General features: G+C 69.6%; 16 protein-coding genes. 9 read left to right on the top strand and 7 right to left on the bottom strand.

Annotation, left to right across the window (positions count from 1 at the left end):
• Window positions 1–60: 60 nt before the first annotated feature.
• From gpmA to BM066_RS19535, 3 genes are all read left to right on the top strand, one after another.
• Window positions 61–774, top strand: coding sequence for a 2,3-diphosphoglycerate-dependent phosphoglycerate mutase (gene gpmA, locus BM066_RS19545; protein WP_089930015.1), 714 nt, complete (start codon window positions 61–63; stop codon window positions 772–774).
• Between the two features lie 122 nt (window positions 775–896).
• Window positions 897–2,156, top strand: coding sequence for a pentapeptide repeat-containing protein (locus BM066_RS19540; protein WP_089930014.1), 1,260 nt, complete (start codon window positions 897–899; stop codon window positions 2,154–2,156).
• A gap of 144 nt (window positions 2,157–2,300) precedes the next feature.
• The gene (locus BM066_RS19535) at window positions 2,301–3,563 is read left to right on the top strand and encodes a pentapeptide repeat-containing protein (RefSeq protein WP_089930013.1); all 1,263 of its coding nucleotides are present in this window, start codon (window positions 2,301–2,303) and stop codon (window positions 3,561–3,563) included.
• Window positions 3,564–3,653: 90 nt separating this feature from the next.
• Here BM066_RS19535 and BM066_RS19530 read toward each other — a convergent pair whose 3' ends face one another.
• Window positions 3,654–4,118 carry an Hsp20 family protein gene (locus BM066_RS19530; protein ID WP_089930012.1) on the bottom strand — a complete coding sequence of 155 codons (465 nt, stop codon included), beginning with the start codon at window positions 4,116–4,118 and terminating at the stop codon, window positions 3,654–3,656.
• Window positions 4,119–4,359: 241 nt separating this feature from the next.
• On the opposite strand from BM066_RS19530, the gene BM066_RS19525 reads away from it, so the two are divergent.
• The 5 genes from BM066_RS19525 (at window position 4,360) to BM066_RS19505 (ending at window position 8,197) form a co-directional block, all read left to right on the top strand.
• Window positions 4,360–5,205 (top strand): class I SAM-dependent methyltransferase, encoded by an 846-nt coding sequence (locus tag BM066_RS19525; protein ID WP_089930011.1) that lies wholly within the window; start codon window positions 4,360–4,362, stop codon window positions 5,203–5,205.
• Window positions 5,206–5,294: 89 nt separating this feature from the next.
• Window positions 5,295–6,185 (top strand): class I SAM-dependent methyltransferase, encoded by an 891-nt coding sequence (locus tag BM066_RS19520; RefSeq protein WP_089930010.1) that lies wholly within the window; start codon window positions 5,295–5,297, stop codon window positions 6,183–6,185.
• Between the two features lie 8 nt (window positions 6,186–6,193).
• The gene (locus BM066_RS19515; protein WP_089930009.1) at window positions 6,194–6,850 is read left to right on the top strand and encodes a DUF2987 domain-containing protein; all 657 of its coding nucleotides are present in this window, start codon (window positions 6,194–6,196) and stop codon (window positions 6,848–6,850) included.
• Window positions 6,851–6,940: 90 nt separating this feature from the next.
• Window positions 6,941–7,249, top strand: coding sequence for an SCP2 sterol-binding domain-containing protein (locus BM066_RS19510; RefSeq protein ID WP_089930008.1), 309 nt, complete (start codon window positions 6,941–6,943; stop codon window positions 7,247–7,249).
• Window positions 7,250–7,252: 3 nt separating this feature from the next.
• Window positions 7,253–8,197 (top strand): alpha/beta fold hydrolase, encoded by a 945-nt coding sequence (locus BM066_RS19505; protein WP_089930007.1) that lies wholly within the window; start codon window positions 7,253–7,255, stop codon window positions 8,195–8,197.
• Window positions 8,198–8,201: 4 nt separating this feature from the next.
• Here the strand turns inward: BM066_RS19505 and hisN are convergent, their stop codons facing one another.
• Window positions 8,202–9,038: a histidinol-phosphatase gene (gene hisN / locus BM066_RS19500; protein WP_018061377.1), complete on the bottom strand. Its 837-nt coding sequence runs from the start codon at window positions 9,036–9,038 to the stop codon at window positions 8,202–8,204.
• Window positions 9,039–9,092: 54 nt separating this feature from the next.
• Window positions 9,093–9,476, bottom strand: coding sequence for a helix-turn-helix domain-containing protein (locus tag BM066_RS19495; RefSeq protein WP_018061378.1), 384 nt, complete (start codon window positions 9,474–9,476; stop codon window positions 9,093–9,095).
• 138 nt (window positions 9,477–9,614) lie between these two features.
• Between BM066_RS19495 and BM066_RS19490 the strand changes: the two genes are divergently transcribed.
• Entirely contained in the window at window positions 9,615–10,541 is a 927-nt protein-coding gene (locus BM066_RS19490) for a lysophospholipid acyltransferase family protein (protein WP_026176445.1), read from the top strand.
• Here BM066_RS19490 and BM066_RS19485 read toward each other — a convergent pair.
• The 4 genes from BM066_RS19485 to xseA form a co-directional block, all read right to left on the bottom strand.
• Window positions 10,538–11,041 carry a response regulator gene (locus BM066_RS19485; protein WP_018061380.1) on the bottom strand — a complete coding sequence of 168 codons (504 nt, stop codon included), beginning with the start codon at window positions 11,039–11,041 and terminating at the stop codon, window positions 10,538–10,540. The two genes, BM066_RS19490 and BM066_RS19485, sit on opposite strands and share 4 nt — an antisense overlap.
• A 101-nt stretch (window positions 11,042–11,142) precedes the next feature.
• The gene (locus tag BM066_RS19480) at window positions 11,143–11,895 is read right to left on the bottom strand and encodes a M23 family metallopeptidase (RefSeq protein WP_018061381.1); all 753 of its coding nucleotides are present in this window, start codon (window positions 11,893–11,895) and stop codon (window positions 11,143–11,145) included.
• Between the two features lie 95 nt (window positions 11,896–11,990).
• Entirely contained in the window at window positions 11,991–12,212 is a 222-nt protein-coding gene (locus BM066_RS19475; RefSeq protein ID WP_018061382.1) for a DUF2093 domain-containing protein, read from the bottom strand.
• A 110-nt stretch (window positions 12,213–12,322) separates the two neighbouring features.
• Window positions 12,323–13,909 (bottom strand): exodeoxyribonuclease VII large subunit, encoded by a 1,587-nt coding sequence (gene xseA, locus BM066_RS19470; RefSeq protein ID WP_018061383.1) that lies wholly within the window; start codon window positions 13,907–13,909, stop codon window positions 12,323–12,325.
• Window positions 13,910–14,362 lie beyond the last annotated feature (453 nt).

Here is a 14,362-nt window from a genome sequence, read left to right as displayed (position 1 = left end):
GGCGCTTGACGTGGAGCCGGCCGGGGCTTAGCCCGCCCTGCGTCATATCCTGGAGGTCCGATGCCCGTTCTCGTCCTGCTGCGCCACGGCCAGAGCCAATGGAATCTCGAAAACCGTTTCACCGGCTGGGTGGACGTCGACCTGACCGCCGAGGGCGAGGCCCAGGCCCGCAAGGGCGGCGAGCTGATCAAGGCCGCCGGCATCGATCTCGACGAGGCCTTCACCTCGGTCCAGACCCGCGCCATCCGCACCTGCAACCTGGCGCTGGACGCCGCTGGTCAGAGCTTCGTGCCGGTGACCAAGGACTGGCGGCTGAACGAGCGCCACTACGGCGGCCTGACCGGGCTGAACAAGGCTGAGACCGCGCAGAAGCACGGCGAGGAGCAAGTGACCATCTGGCGCCGGTCCTATGACATCCCGCCGCCGGAATTGGCGCCGGGCGGCGAATACGACTTCGCCAAGGACCGCCGCTATGCCGGCAAGGACCTGCCCAGCACCGAAAGCCTGAAGACCACCCTGGTCCGCGTGCTGCCCTATTGGGAAGCGGCCATCGCCCCCAAGCTGGCGGCCGGCGAGACGATCCTGGTGGCCGCGCACGGCAATTCGCTGCGGGCCATCGTCAAGCATCTGTTCGACGTGCCCGACGCCGACATCGTCCATGTCGAGATCCCAACCGGCAATCCGCTGGTCATCGACCTGGACGGCGGCCTGCGCCCGACCGGCGCCCGCTACCTCGACGAAAGCCGGGCCCAGCCGCTGCCGGCGGCGCGCTGATCCGACGTTCGGGACATTCGGGCAAACCGCGTCAAAATGTCCCGAAATGCTTGGAAACGCAGCGTTAATGCGGCGCGCGCATGGTATGGGTCCAGCCCTTCGGGGAGTCGATACGAGCCATCATGAGCGCCCCTCCCGCGGCAGGCCAAGAGCACAAGCGCCTGACGCAGCACGACGTCGACGTGATCTGCGCCAGGCATGACCGTCTGTGGTCGGCCCGGATGGGCGGGGCGCGCGCCGTCTTCGCCTTCTGCGATCTGTCGGGCCTGTCGGTCACCGGGCGCAACCTGTGCGACGCCGATTTCACCGGCGCCTTGATGGTCGGCTGCGACCTGCGGAAGACCAAGCTCGACAACGCCAACATGTACGGCGCGGACATGCAAGGCTCGGACCTGACCGACGCCTCGATGCGCCGCGCCGACCTGCGCGGCTCCAGCCTGCGCGGCGCCAACCTGACCGGCGCCGATCTGTTCGAGGCCGACCTGCGCGAAGGTCAAATCGCCGCCGCCGACCGCAAGGAAGGCTACCGCATCATCGAGCCCGTCCAGCGCGAGGCGCAGGCGACCGGCGCGATCCTGGCCGGCGCCAACCTGGAGCGCTCGCGGCTGTCGGGCATCATCGCCACCAAGGCCGACTTCAGCGACGCGATCCTCAAGGACGCCAAGCTGGTGCGGGCCAATCTCAAGCAGGCCAATTTCAACGGGGCGAACCTGGCCGGGGCCGACCTGTCGGGCGCCAACCTGGTTGGGGCCGACCTGCGCAACGCGGTCCTGGTCGGCGCCAAGACCATGTCCTGGAACATCAACGACACCAACATGGACGGCGCCCTGACCGACAAGGCGGCGGGCAAGGACGTGTCCGACATGCCCTACGAGCAGATGATCGCCGACCATGCCCGCTGGTGCGAGACCGGCGGGGCGGAGGGCGCGCCCTCGGTGTTCGACAAGGCCGACCTGCGCAATTTGAAGTCCGTGCGGGGCTTCAACCTGACGGCCCTGTCGGCCAAGGGCGCGGTGTTCTACGGCCTGGACATGGAAAGCGTGCAGATGCAAGGCGCGCAGCTGGAAGGCGCCGACCTGCGCTCGTGCAACCTGCGCCGGGCCGACCTGCGGGGCGCGCGTCTCAAGGGCGCCAAGCTGGCCGGGTCGGACCTGCGCGAGGCCCAGCTGGGTCCGTTGCTGATCGGCCGCGACCGCCTGCTGCCCAGCGACCTGACCGGCGCCTTGCTGACCAACGCCGACTTCGCCCGGGCCGACCTGCGCCAGGCCTGCCTGAGCGGCGCCGACCTGTCGCGCGCCAACTTCACCAACGCCCTGCTCAAGGACGTCGACGTCACCGGCGCGATCCGCATGGGCGCTCGCGGCCTGGACGACGTGATCTAGCGGGCTGTTATCGCTGACAGCGAATTTTCCACATCTTGTTTCGCGAAAGTTGCGGCAAAAGCGCGCGACCTTAACGCTTCGCTCGTCGATCGCCGGTATTTTCCCAAGCCGATCAACGGGTTTCTCGGGGGAGAAGCGTAAGACATGAGCGCGGCGCAGAGCATCGCGGGGCGGCGGCGTCTGAGCCAGGCCGAGCTCGACATGATCGTCTCGGCGCACGAGAAGTTCGTCACGGGCAAGCAGGGCGGCAAGCGCGCTTCGCTGCGCTTCATGACCCTGTCGGGCCTGGACCTGTCGTTCCGCAACCTGGCCGACGCCGACTTTTCCGCCTCCATCCTCGACGGTTGCCGCATGGTCCGTACGCGGCTGGAGCGGGCCAACCTGTTCGGCGCCGACCTGCGCCAGGCCGACCTGCGCCAGGCGGTGCTGGTCCGCGCCGACCTGCGAGGGGCCTGCCTGCGGGGCGCCAACCTGTCCCAGGCCGACCTGACCCAGGCCGATTTCCGGGAAGGTCAGGTGGCCATCCCGCATCCCCGGAAGGGGTTCGAGACCGTCCGCCACGAAACTCGCAACGGCGAGGCCGACGAGGTCAATTTCTCGGGCGCCACCCTGGACGGCTCGCAGTTCGCGGGCGTTTCGGCGTTCAAGGCCGATTTCAGCGACTGCTCGCTGCGCGGGGCCAAGCTGTCGGGGGCCAACCTCAAGGAAGCCAATCTGAGCGGCGCCATCCTGGACGGGGCGGACGTCAAGGGCGCCAATCTTGAAGGCGCAAATCTCACGGGCGCCGTCATGACCGGAGTCGATACCTCCACCGCCCGCCTCAGCGGCGCGGCGATGCAAGGCTGCCTGGCGGCCTCGACCGAACAGGCCTTGTCGCGCGCCGAGGAGATCCACCAGCGCTGCCTGGCCAACCAGGCCTGGTGTCGGACCGGCGGCAAGGAAGGCCAGCCCGCCCGGCTGGACGGCGAGGACCTGCGCCCGCTGGGCGACCGTCTCAAGGGCCTGCGCCTGACGGCGATGAGCGCGGCGGGGGCCTGCATGGTCGGGATCGACCTGTCGGGAACCCAGTTGCAGGGCGCGGACCTGCGCAACGCCGACCTGCGCGCGGCCAACCTGCGCGGCGCGGACCTGCGCGGCGCCAAGCTGGCGGGCGCCAACCTGACCAAGGCCGATCTGCGCCAGGCGCTCCTTTCGCCCCTGCCTCTGGGGCCCGAGCGCAAGACCCTGGCCGATCTGAAGGCCGCCCGCCTACGCTACGCCCTGATGCAGGCCGCCGACCTCAGCGAGGCGGTGCTCGACGGCGCCGACCTGCGCGGCGCCGACCTCACCGGCGCGCGCCTGATCCGTGTAAGCCTGCGCGACTGCGATCTCGGCCAGGTGCAGGGCCTGGACCTGACGCCGGCCTGAACCGTCGCGCCGCGACCAGAAAAAAGGGCGGCGCCGAGGCGCCGCCCTGAAAGTCTGGAGGGGGAAATACGATAACGCGCGAAGGTGGTGTTAGGCTGCCTTCTCGCCTTCGACTTTGTCGCCCTCGATCAGGGGAGCCGCCGACTTGATCTCGATCGTGCGGGGCTTCAACGCCTCGGGCAGTTCGCGCTTCAGCGAGATCGACAGCAGGCCGTCCGAGAGCGCGGCGTCGGTCACGATCACATAGTCGGCCAGCTGGAAGCGGCGCTCGAAGTTGCGCTCGGCCAGGCCGCGATGGAGGTAGCGCTTGGCCTCGTCATTGGCCGGTTTGCGGCCGGTGACGGTGAGAAGGTTTTCCTTCACCTCGATGCCGAGTTCTTCCGGCTTGAAGCCGGCGACAGCGATCTCGATGCGGTACGCGTTCTCGGCGGTGCGCTCGATATTGTACGGGGGGTAGCCGGAGGCGGCTTCGCTCGAGGCGGCGTCCAGCAGGGCGGCCAGCCGGTCGAAACCGACGACGGAGCGATACAGGGGGGACAGGTCGATCGTACGCATGGTGACAATCCTTCTCTTCAAGCAAGGTTGTTCAATCTGTTCAGACCCTTGACGACCCGGATTGGCGTCGTCGGCGGTCCGGAAGGCCCGGGTTTCCAGCGCCTTCGAGACCAAGGTGGTGAGCCGTTTTTCGACTTCAAGGGGTTGAATGAACGGCCTGGTGGTGAATCGCTTGATCGCCGTTCGGTCGCCGCTAAGGTCGGCTCGCCCGGCCCTGGGCCCGCCTTGGAGAGCTCCGACGATGACCTGCCGCCGCCAGCTCCTGCTGTTCGCCGCCGCGACCCTTTGCCTCGCCGCCTCGCCGGTGTTCGCCGCCGAGGACGCGGCGCTGCGGGCGGCCATCGCCTCGCCCGATCGCACGCCGGCCAGCGTCGCCCGCGACGGCGCCCGCCATCCCTATGAGAGCCTGGTCTTCTGGGGGCTGAAGCCCAGGCAGACGGTGATCGAGGTGTCGCCCGGCGGCGGCTACTGGACCGAGATCCTGGCGCCCTACGCCAAGGCCACCGGCGGGACCTACGCCGCCGGCCTCGCCGACCTGGCCAATCCGAAGATCTCGGACGGTGCGCGCAAGGGCCGGGCGAATTTCGAAACCCGCTTCACGAACCCCGACAAGTACGGGACCGTGCAGTTCGTGAACTTCGGGCCGGTGGCCGCTCCCCTGGGGGCACCCGGTTCGGCCGACCTGGTGCTGACCGCGCGCAACGTCCACAACTGGACCGTCCAGCCGGGCGTGGCCGACAAGATCTTCGCCGACTTTTTCGCGGTGCTGAAGCCGGGCGGGATCCTGGCGGTCGAGGACCATCGCGCCGATCCCAAATCGGAGACCGACAAGGGGGCGGACGGCTACCTGGCTACGGCCACGGTGGTGGCCCTGGCGGAGAAGGCCGGCTTCAAGTTGGACGCCAAGTCCGAGATCAACGCCAACCCCAAGGACACCAAGGACCACCCGTTCGGCGTCTGGACCCTGCCGCCGACCCGGCAAAGCGCGTCCGACGGCCAGCCGGCCGATCCGGCCTTCGATCGCGCGAAGTACGACGCCATCGGCGAGAGCGACCGCATGACGCTGCGGTTCCGCAAGCCGGGCTGAGAAGGCCGAGCCGAAAACCTGGCCGCCTCGGCGCCGTTTCGCCAAGGTCGGGTGCATGATCGGGTTCCGCGTTGATGGTAGGGGGAGGCATGGTCTCAGGACTTCGATGGTCGCGGCGGGGCCTGCTGGCGGGGGCGGCCGCGCTGGGCCTGGCGGGATGCGGCCGCAAGGCGGCCAAGCCGGACGCCGCCAGGTCGACGACCAAGGCGGCCCCCATGACCCTGGCGGCGGCCGCGCAGGGCGATTGGCGCTCGCCCGCCGACAAGGCCCGCGACGTCTGGCGCCACCCCGTCGAGAGCCTGCAGTTCTGGGGGCTCGAGCCGGGTCAGACCGTGGTCGAATTCTGGCCCGGCGCCGGCTGGTACACCGACATCCTGGCCCCGTACCTGGCCGCCACGGGCGGCAAGCTCTACGCCGCCTCGCTGCAGACCGATCTGCCGGACGACCCCGCCGCCAAGGCGGCGGTCGAGGAATACCGGCGCAAGCTGGCCGACAAGAAGAAGCTATATGGCGAGGTCATCGTCACGGCCTTTGGGCCGACTAGCGGCCCGGTGGCGCCAGCGGGATCGGCCGACCTGGTCCTGTTCCTGCGCAACCTGCATAACTGGATGGCGGCGGGCCTGGCCGAGAAGGCCTTCCGCGAAGCCCTGACCGCCCTGAAGCCCGGCGGGGTGCTGGGGATCGAGGAGCACCGCGGCGAACCCGGACGCGTGCAGGACGTCCTGGCCGCCGACGGCTATGTCCAGCAGGCCTATGTGATCGAAATGGCCCGGGAGGCCGGCTTCGTCCTGGCCGGCGAGAGCGAGATCAACGCCAATCCCAAGGACACCAAGGACCATCCGTTCGGCGTCTGGACCTTGCCGCCGACCCGGCTGTCGGCCCCGCGCGGCGAGCCCGCCGAACCCGGCTTCGACCACGCCAAGTACGACGCGATCGGCGAGAGCGACCGCATGACCCTGAAGTTCATCAAACCGAAATGAGACCGTTCTTGAAACGACGCGCCGCCCTCGCGGGCCTGATGATCCTGGTCCTGGCGCCGCCGGCCCACGCCGACGCCGGCAAGACCGTTCCGGCGACCAAGGTTTTTCCGTTCCTGGAGTCGATGCTGAAGCTGCAGCCGGCCGAACGGGCCCGGATCAAGGTCACCTACGCCCTGCGCCGCGACGGCAAGCCGGCCGCGGGCGTCAAGGCCGCGCTGATCGAGGCGAGCGGCGCGCGCACCCCCTTGCCGATCGATGATCAGGGGCGGTTCGAGCGCCTGCCGACCCTGGCCCAGCTGCAGGCCAAGGCCCAGCTGCACCTCGACGTCCCGGCCGACGCCAAGTTCGGAACGGCGATGCTGCTCGATCCCGTGCTCAAGCCCGCGACGGAATACGATTCCCGCGAGTTGGCGGCGACGGTCGAGGAGTCCAACAGCGCGATCCGCAAGGCCGCCGGCGCCATGGCTCTGATGGCGCCGCAGATGGAAGGACTGGCCTTCAAGAAGGCCGAATCCGGAGTGGCCGTGTTCCCCGACGGAAGCGCTCGGCCGCTGCCGTCGGACGCTGGGACGGTCGTCTTCGAGCCAGGCCAGTTCAAGGGCGCGGCCCGAGTCCGCTTGGCCAAAATCCCGGCGGCGGTGGATTATTACGACAAGAAGAAATAGCCGCCGGCGCGTCTGAACAGTGTTTACTCGCTGCGATCCAGCGGCCAGTCTGCCGCCCAGAATCCACGCGCCACAGAGGGAGATGCGCTTATGGCTACGTTGCAGGAAATCACCGATCGCATGAAGGCCGCCGTCGGCGAGGACAGCGGCCTGGGCAAGAGCCTGAAGTTCGACCTGAAGGACGCCGGCGTCATCCACATCGATGGCGGCTCGGTGACCAACGAGGACAAGCCGGCCGACCTGACCATGACCCTGTCGATGGACGACCTGCTGGCCATCGGCGCTGGCGCGTTGGACCCGACCATGGCGGTGATGACCGGCAAGCTGAAGCTGTCGGACATGGGCGCGGCCATGGCCCTGCAGTCGAAGATGGCGGCCCTGTTCGCGAAGATGCGCTGATCCATGGGGGACGCGGCGCCGCTGGTCTCGATTCCCGAGGCGCCCGTTCCTGACCATGGAAAGGCCGAGTGGTTCAGCGGTGCGGACGGGGCGACCCTCCGCGCCGCCCTGTTTTCGCCGGAAGGTCCGCCCCGGGGCTCGGTCGTGGTCAGTCCCGGCCGCAGCGAACCGATCGAGAAATATTTCGAGGTCGTCCAGGACCTGCTGGATCGGGGCTTCGTCGTGCTGGTCCACGACTGGCGCGGGCAGGGGCTGTCGCATCGCGCGTTGCCGGACCGGCTGAAGGGCCACGCGGCCGGTTTCAAGGACTTCCTGGGCGACTATCAGGCGCTGCTGGCCGTGTTCGGGACGCGCCTGCCCAAGCCCTGGATCGCCCTGGGACACTCGATGGGCGGGTGCCTGACCATGCTGGCCCTGGCCACCGGCGAGAAGCGTCTCGCGGCCGCGGTGCTGTCGGCGCCGATGCTGGGCCTCAACACCGGCGGCAAGCCCGCCGGTGGTGCCCGCGCCCTGGCCTGGCTGATGAGCCGCTCGCGATACAGGAGCGAGTATGTGCTGGGCGACGTCGGCGACCCGTTCGTCCAGAGCTTTCCCAAGGACGCGCTGACCCACGACGCGGCTCGCTACGCCCGCCACCGGGCCCAGATCCACGCCAATCCCGATATCGCCCTGGGCGGCATCACCTGGGGCTGGACCGATTTCGCCTTCGCCGCCTGCGCCTTCCTGCGCCGGACCAAGGGGGTCGAGGCCGTGTCGATCCCGGTGACCATCGTCGCCGCGGGCCAGGACAGCCGGGTGCTGATCGCCGACGAGAAGTCGATCGCCGGCCGCATCCCGCAAGGCCGCTATGTCGAGATCCCCGACGCCTTCCACGAAATCCTGATCGAGACGGACGATCGCCGGGCGGTGTTCTGGAAGGCGTTCGATGAGACGGTGGACGGGCTCTAGCCCGTCATTTCGCCGACCGTCGCAGCGACACCAGCGCCTCGTCCAGGCAACGGCGGTCGCCGGAGATCACCATCTGGCCGCCGTCCTGGCCGATCGGCTCGCCGCGCCAGTCGGTGACGATCCCGCCGGCGCCCTCGATCAGGGGGATGGCCGCCTCGATGTCCCAGGACTTCAGCCCGGCCTCGATGACCATGTCCATCTTGCCCATGGCGACCATGGCGTAGGCGTAGGCGTCGCAGCCCAGGCGGCCCAGCTTGGCGGCGGCGCGCACCTGCAGCCAAGCCCCGCGCTCGGCCCCGTCGAAACAGGCGTCGGGGTCGGTGGTGGCGATGATCGCATCGGTCAGCCTAGGGCACTCGCGTACCCGGATCGCGCGCTCCGAATCCCGCGAGAGCAGGCGCGAGCCCGAGGCCGAGCCGATGAAGATCTCGCCCGTATAGGGCTGGCCGATCGAGCCCAGCACCGAACGCCCCTGATGGCGCAAGCCGATCAGGGTGGTCCACAATGGCAGGCCCGAGATGAAGGCGCGGGTGCCGTCGATCGGATCCAGCACCCAGACGAACTCGGCGTCGGGGCGATCCTCGCCGTACTCTTCGCCGATGACGCCATGTTCGGGATAGTGCTCGGCGATCAGCTTGCGGATCGCGGCCTCGGCGCCGCGGTCGGCTTCCGTCACCGGATCGAACGCCGCGTGGCTGTCGCGCGGCAGGTTCTTGCCCGCGCCCTTGTCCTCCAACCCGTGGTCGGCCCGGAACAGCGGCAGGATCGCCGCCGCCGAAGCGCGGTTGAGGTCGATGACGAAGGCGTCGAGCTGGGCGAGATGATCGGCGGCGAGGGTCATGGGCGAGGCTTTATCCCGCCCTTCGACTCGACGCCACCGTTCGCGGACCCGAACCTATGCTTCCAGCATCTCACCGCCGTTCAGCGACTTGGCCAGGTCCAGCAGGCGACGGCGCGGGCGCTCGCCCAGCAGGTAGTAGGCGCGGACCAGATCCAGCGTCTCCTTGCGGGCGAACATCTCGCCGCCTTCGGCCTCGAGGTTGGTTTCCTTCGCCACCCGGTCCGACAGGCCGTCGTAGAAATAGCCGACCGGGACCTCCAGGGCCTCGGAAAGCTGCCACAGCCGCGCGGCCGAGATGCGGTTGGCGCCGCACTCGTATTTCTGAATCTGCTGGAACCGCACCCCGACGGCGCCGGCCAGCTGCTGTTGAGTCAGGCCCAGCAGGCGGCGACGGCGCCGCAATCGCTTGCCCAGATACACATCAATGTCGTTGCCCATGATGACGCCCCGATTTCATGCTCCGTCCCGAAACGGAACGGTCTGGGTCGACGGCCGCAAGTCGCGTGCCGGGCGAACCGCGCGGATCGCCACACGCCGCGAGTCCCACTCGTCCACGAAGCAGGCTACTAAGGGTTCATGTCGGATAAGCGTCGGCCTTGGGCCCAGGACCTTCTATGGCGCGCGGAAGCGCTGGGTTTTGACCTCTTCATAGGCGTCGTGCGCCTGCTCGGCGTCGACGCCGCCTCGGCGTTCGGCGGCTGGCTGGGCCGCACGGTCGGGCCCTTGAGCGGCGCGCACAAGGTGGCGGTCCGCAATCTCAAGCTGGCCTTTCCGGACAAGGACGATGCCTGGCGGGCGGCCATGCTCGAGGCGCAATGGGACGGCCTGGGGCGGACCTTCGCCGAGTTTCCGCTGATGGACAAAATCCTGCCGTCCACCGGGCGGGTCGAGGTGGTCAACCAGGAGCGCCTGTTCCAGATCGCCGCCGACAAGGTTCCGGTGGTCTTCGTTTCGGGACACCTGTCGAACTGGGAGGTGATGCCCGCGGCCATCGTCGATTCCGGGGTCGTCTGCGAGATGACCTACCGGGCGGCCAACAATCCGTATGTCGACGAGCGGATCAAGGCCAGCCGCTTCCGCTACGGCGTGCGGCTGTTCGCCCCCAAGGGCGGGGACGGCGCGCGCGAACTGCTGGAGGGCATGAAGCAGGGCAAGTCGGTGGCGCTGATGAACGACCAGAAGTTCAACACCGGGGTCGAGGGCCTGTTCTTCGGTCATCCGGTGCGCACGGCTCCGGGGCCTTCGCGCCTGGCCATCCGCTTCGGCACGGTTCTGCAGCCGATGTCGGTGCAGCGCACCAAGGGCGCGCGTTTCCGGGCTGTGGTCCACGATCCGATCCACCTGCCGAACACCGGCGACCGCACCGCCGACATCGAGGCCGGGGTGAGGCTGGTCAACGCGTTCATGGAGGAACGCATCCGCGAGCGGCCCGAGGAATGGTTCTGGGTTCATCGGCGCTGGCCGAACGAAGTCTATGCCGCCTTGGCGGCGTCGGGGCGTTAGAGCTCCAGCGCCCGCTCGAGGGCCCGGCGGCGCGGGCCGTCGTAGCGGGGGTCGTCGCGGCGGCGGCGGCAGGGCCCGAAATAGTCCTCGGTGCGGATGAACGGCCGGGGCTTGAAGATCACCGTGTTGATGCGGTCCAGCAGCGAGCGGGCGGTGACCGGCTTGACGACGATCTCGGTGACCCCGGCGTCGCGGGCCTCGAACACCCGGTGCCGCTCGGCGAAGCCGGTCAGCATGATGATCGGCAGGAACGGGTCGGGGCTGTCGGGCGAGCGGCGGACCAGCTGGGTGAACTGCACCCCGTCCAGGGGCGACATGCGGAAGTCGACGATGGCGATGTCGATCTGGCGGTCGCGGACCACCTGCAGGGCCTCGGCCCCGTCCATGGCCTCCAGAATATGCCGCACGCCCACGCCCTTCAGGATCGTCGAGACGATCGCCCGCATGTGATGGTTGTCGTCCACCAGCAGAAAGCGCAGCTGCTCGAGCGTCGCAGACATGCGGGGCGGGCCTCCATCGCAAAAAGGGGATGGCGGGGGATACTGTACAGTTAACGGCCTGTCGATCCCCTGATGGGCGAATTTGCGGCCAAAGACTCTCCCTAAGCGTGTGGTTGCGGGGCTCCACCCACCAGGCCGACCATCAGCGACGGGTCGAGGTTCTGGTCGCGCCACTTCATCCGCCAGCACAGGTGCGGACCCGTGGCGCGGCCTTCCTGGCCGACCGCGCCGATCCGCTGGCCCTGGGCCACCGCCTGGCCCGCCGCCACGTCGATGCGCGACAGGTGCAGATAGGCGGTGATCAGGCCCTGGCCGTGGTCGATCAGGACCAGCCCGCCCTCGAAGTGCAGGCCGGTCTCGGCGAAGCTGACCACGCCGGCGGCCGGGGCCACGACCGGCGTCCCGACCGGGGCGGCCAGGTCGACGCCGTAGTGCGGACGCTTGGGCTGGCCGTTCAGGATCCGCTGGCCGCCGAAGCTGGATGAGCGCCGCTTGGCCTGGACGGGCCAGATGAAGCCGGTGCGGAAGAAGTCGCCGTCGATCCGGCTGGCGAAGCCGACGCTCTTGCGCGCGCCCTCGGCGGCGATGCGGGCCAGCAGGGCCGGGTCGCTGGGCGAGACCTGGTCGTCGGCCAGGCCGTCGATGCGCTGGATGTCGAAGGTTCCCGGCGCGATGGTCGCCTGGTGGCTGGCCGAGCCGTCGGCGGTCTCGACGGTGATCAGGGCCGGCGGCGGGGCGTCGCGATCGAAACCGATCACGAACCAGCCATCGGCCGAGGCCTGGGTTATCGGCGCGCCGTTCAGCAGCACCGCGGCGCGCGGCGCGGTGCGGCCGACGATCGCGCCGCCCTGCACGAAACGGCCGAAGAGGGTCAGGCCCGGCGCGGCGGCGCGGGCGAGGGTCGGAAAGCCCAGGGCTGCGGTCAGGCCGGCGAGCGCCCCTCGACGATTCAGCCCCGGCTCTCCCGCCAGCGCTTCAGGGCCTCGGTCGGGCCGGCATAGGCTTCCTGCAGCTCGGGGCTCCAGTAGCGCAGGGCCTCCAGCGCGACCTTCGCGCCGGTGACCGCGCACAGCACGTACTGGCCGGGGCTCATGACGGCGAACTCGCCGTCGCCATAGTGCAGGACGGCCGGGCCGCCGGACTTGCCGAGATTGGGATCGAACGCGTTCATGGGAGTCTTTTACGCCAGTTGGGGGTGTCGGAACAGGTGGGGCGCCGTTGTCCTTTCTCATTCAACATCGTCGGCCCGGGCCCGGGATGACGGCTGAGAGGGGAGGGCCATCAAAATAGGCTCCCCTGATCGGATGGGGGCGGCGGAGCCTTGGGTTTCGGCGCGGGGCGAGCCGGGGCCACGGGGGGCGGCGGAACCCCTGGGCCCTCACCGTCGATCACCGCGTCGCGGTCGCCCAGCTTGAACTTCAGGTTCACGCGCTCGCCGCCGGCCAGTTCGGCGGCCGAGCGGGCGATCGTGCCGTCGGCCTTGCGGACCAGGGCGAAGCCCAGCTCCAGCGGCCGTTCGGGGTTGAGCGACAGCCGCAGCTTGTCCAGGGCGACCAGGCGATCGGTCTCGCGCTCCAGCCGTCGCCGGGCCACCGCGTTCAGGCGCTCCTGCAGGGCGGGCAGGCGGGCGTGCTGGGCCACGCGCTCGGGGACGCGGCGGGCCGCCAGGTCCAGCCGCCGGCCCAGGTCCTCGACCCGCCGGCCGCAATCGGCGCGCTGGCGGTGCAGGGTGTCGGGCGACAGGCGGGCGGTGACCTTCAACAGGTCGCGGGCGTGGATGTCGGTGTTGCGCTGCAGGGCCGCGTCCAGCCGGGCGGCGACCTCCTTGAACCGGCGCTCGGCCGGGGCGGTCAGGTCGTCCAGCCGCGGCAGGCCGCGCACCGCCAGGTCCAGGCGCTGCTGGGCCAGGGCCAGCAGGTCGGCGGGCCGGGGCAGGCCGCGCGCGGCGCCGACCAGGCGGGTGCGTCGCTCCTCGATCGCCCGGCCGCCGCAGGTGTTCAGGCGGCGGTCGTAGTCGCTGACCAGGGCCCGCAGCTCGGCCAGCACCGGCGTGGCCATCTCGGCGGCGGCGGTGGGGGTGGGCGCGCGGCGGTCGGAGACGAAGTCGATCAGGGTGGTGTCGGTCTCGTGGCCGACCGCCGAGATCAGCGGGATGTTTCCCTCGGCCACCGCGCGGGCCAGGCCCTCGTCGTTGAAGGCCCACAGGTCCTCGACCGAGCCGCCGCCCCGGGCGACGATCAGGATGTCCGGGCGCGGCACGGGTCCACCGGGTGCGATGGCGTTGAAGCCGCGGATCGCGGCGCCGACCTGGCCGGCGGCGGCGTCGCCCTGCACCACCACGGGCCAGACCAGCACCTGGCAGGGCCAGCGATCGCGGATGCGGTGCAGGATGTCGCGGATCACCGCCCCGGTCGGACTGGTGATCACCCCGATCACGGCCGGCATGGCGGGCAGGGGGCGCTTGCGGTCCGGGGCGAACAGGCCCTCGGCGTGAAGCTTGGCCTTCAGCCGTTCCAGCTGGGCCAGCAGGGCGCCGACGCCGGCGGCCTCCATGGTCTCGATGACGATCTGGTAGCGCGAGCCGGCCGGATAGGTGGTGATCTTGCCGGTGACGATCACCTCCAGCCCGTGCTCGGGCCGGATCTGCAGCTGGCGGACATTGCCCTTCCAGACCACGCCGTCGATGGCGGCCTTGTCGTCCTTGATGGTCAGGTAGACGTGGCCGTTGGAGTGGTGGGTGACCTTGGAAAGCTCGCCGCGCAGCCGCACGAAGCTGTACCGGTCTTCCAGCGTGCGCTTCAGGGCGAAGGCCAGTTCCGAGACGGAATAGGCCTGGGCGTTGGAATCGGGGGCGACGGTGTCGGTCATGGGGCTCTAGATAGGACGGAAGCGGGTGATGTGGGAAATGGCCGGGCGTCGTGCACCGTCCGCCTGCCCCCTACGGACCGCTTCGCGGTCGTCTTCCCCCATAGGGGGAAGAGCCTTGGGGTCGACGCCGTGCGGTTCCGCCCCCTCTGGGGGCGGACAGGCGGCGAAGCCGCCAGGTGGGGGCAAGTGTTAGCGGGCACGATCTGTCGTCCTCACGCGGCTGGCCGCTGAGCGTATGGAAAGGGTCGCGGAGCGCCGGACGACGTCCGGAGTTCTTTGATAAATACCGTTTCGACGAAGCCGATCGCTCCGCGCGGTCGTTTTCCGCCAGCGTCCGGTGGGCAGCCCTGTTGAGGCTTAGCCGGACCCGGTCTCGATCCCTTTCGGGAGAAACCAGACGCCGGGGGCGCGGGCCTATGGGCAATTCACGCGCTTTGTCCCCGGTCGACGCCG

This window comes from Caulobacter sp. UNC279MFTsu5.1 (genome assembly GCF_900114015.1).
Classification (GTDB): Bacteria; Pseudomonadota; Alphaproteobacteria; order Caulobacterales; family Caulobacteraceae; genus Caulobacter.
This window is presented reverse-complemented; position numbering and strand designations above follow the sequence as displayed.

Coding starts and splice junctions, on each gene's coding strand:
- BM066_RS19520 (WP_089930010.1), top strand. CDS start 5,295: ATGGTCTCAGGACTTCGATGGTCGCGGCGGGGCCTGCTGGCGGGGGCG.
- gpmA (WP_089930015.1), top strand. CDS start 61: ATGCCCGTTCTCGTCCTGCTGCGCCACGGCCAGAGCCAATGGAATCTC.
- xseA (WP_018061383.1), bottom strand. CDS start 13,909: ATGACCGACACCGTCGCCCCCGATTCCAACGCCCAGGCCTATTCCGTC.
- BM066_RS19490 (WP_026176445.1), top strand. CDS start 9,615: ATGTCGGATAAGCGTCGGCCTTGGGCCCAGGACCTTCTATGGCGCGCG.
- BM066_RS19525 (WP_089930011.1), top strand. CDS start 4,360: ATGACCTGCCGCCGCCAGCTCCTGCTGTTCGCCGCCGCGACCCTTTGC.
- BM066_RS19535 (WP_089930013.1), top strand. CDS start 2,301: ATGAGCGCGGCGCAGAGCATCGCGGGGCGGCGGCGTCTGAGCCAGGCC.
- BM066_RS19495 (WP_018061378.1), bottom strand. CDS start 9,476: ATGGGCAACGACATTGATGTGTATCTGGGCAAGCGATTGCGGCGCCGT.
- hisN (WP_018061377.1), bottom strand. CDS start 9,038: ATGACCCTCGCCGCCGATCATCTCGCCCAGCTCGACGCCTTCGTCATC.
- BM066_RS19485 (WP_018061380.1), bottom strand. CDS start 11,041: ATGTCTGCGACGCTCGAGCAGCTGCGCTTTCTGCTGGTGGACGACAAC.
- BM066_RS19475 (WP_018061382.1), bottom strand. CDS start 12,212: ATGAACGCGTTCGATCCCAATCTCGGCAAGTCCGGCGGCCCGGCCGTC.
- BM066_RS19510 (WP_089930008.1), top strand. CDS start 6,941: ATGGCTACGTTGCAGGAAATCACCGATCGCATGAAGGCCGCCGTCGGC.
- BM066_RS19505 (WP_089930007.1), top strand. CDS start 7,253: ATGGGGGACGCGGCGCCGCTGGTCTCGATTCCCGAGGCGCCCGTTCCT.
- BM066_RS19540 (WP_089930014.1), top strand. CDS start 897: ATGAGCGCCCCTCCCGCGGCAGGCCAAGAGCACAAGCGCCTGACGCAG.
- BM066_RS19530 (WP_089930012.1), bottom strand. CDS start 4,118: ATGCGTACGATCGACCTGTCCCCCCTGTATCGCTCCGTCGTCGGTTTC.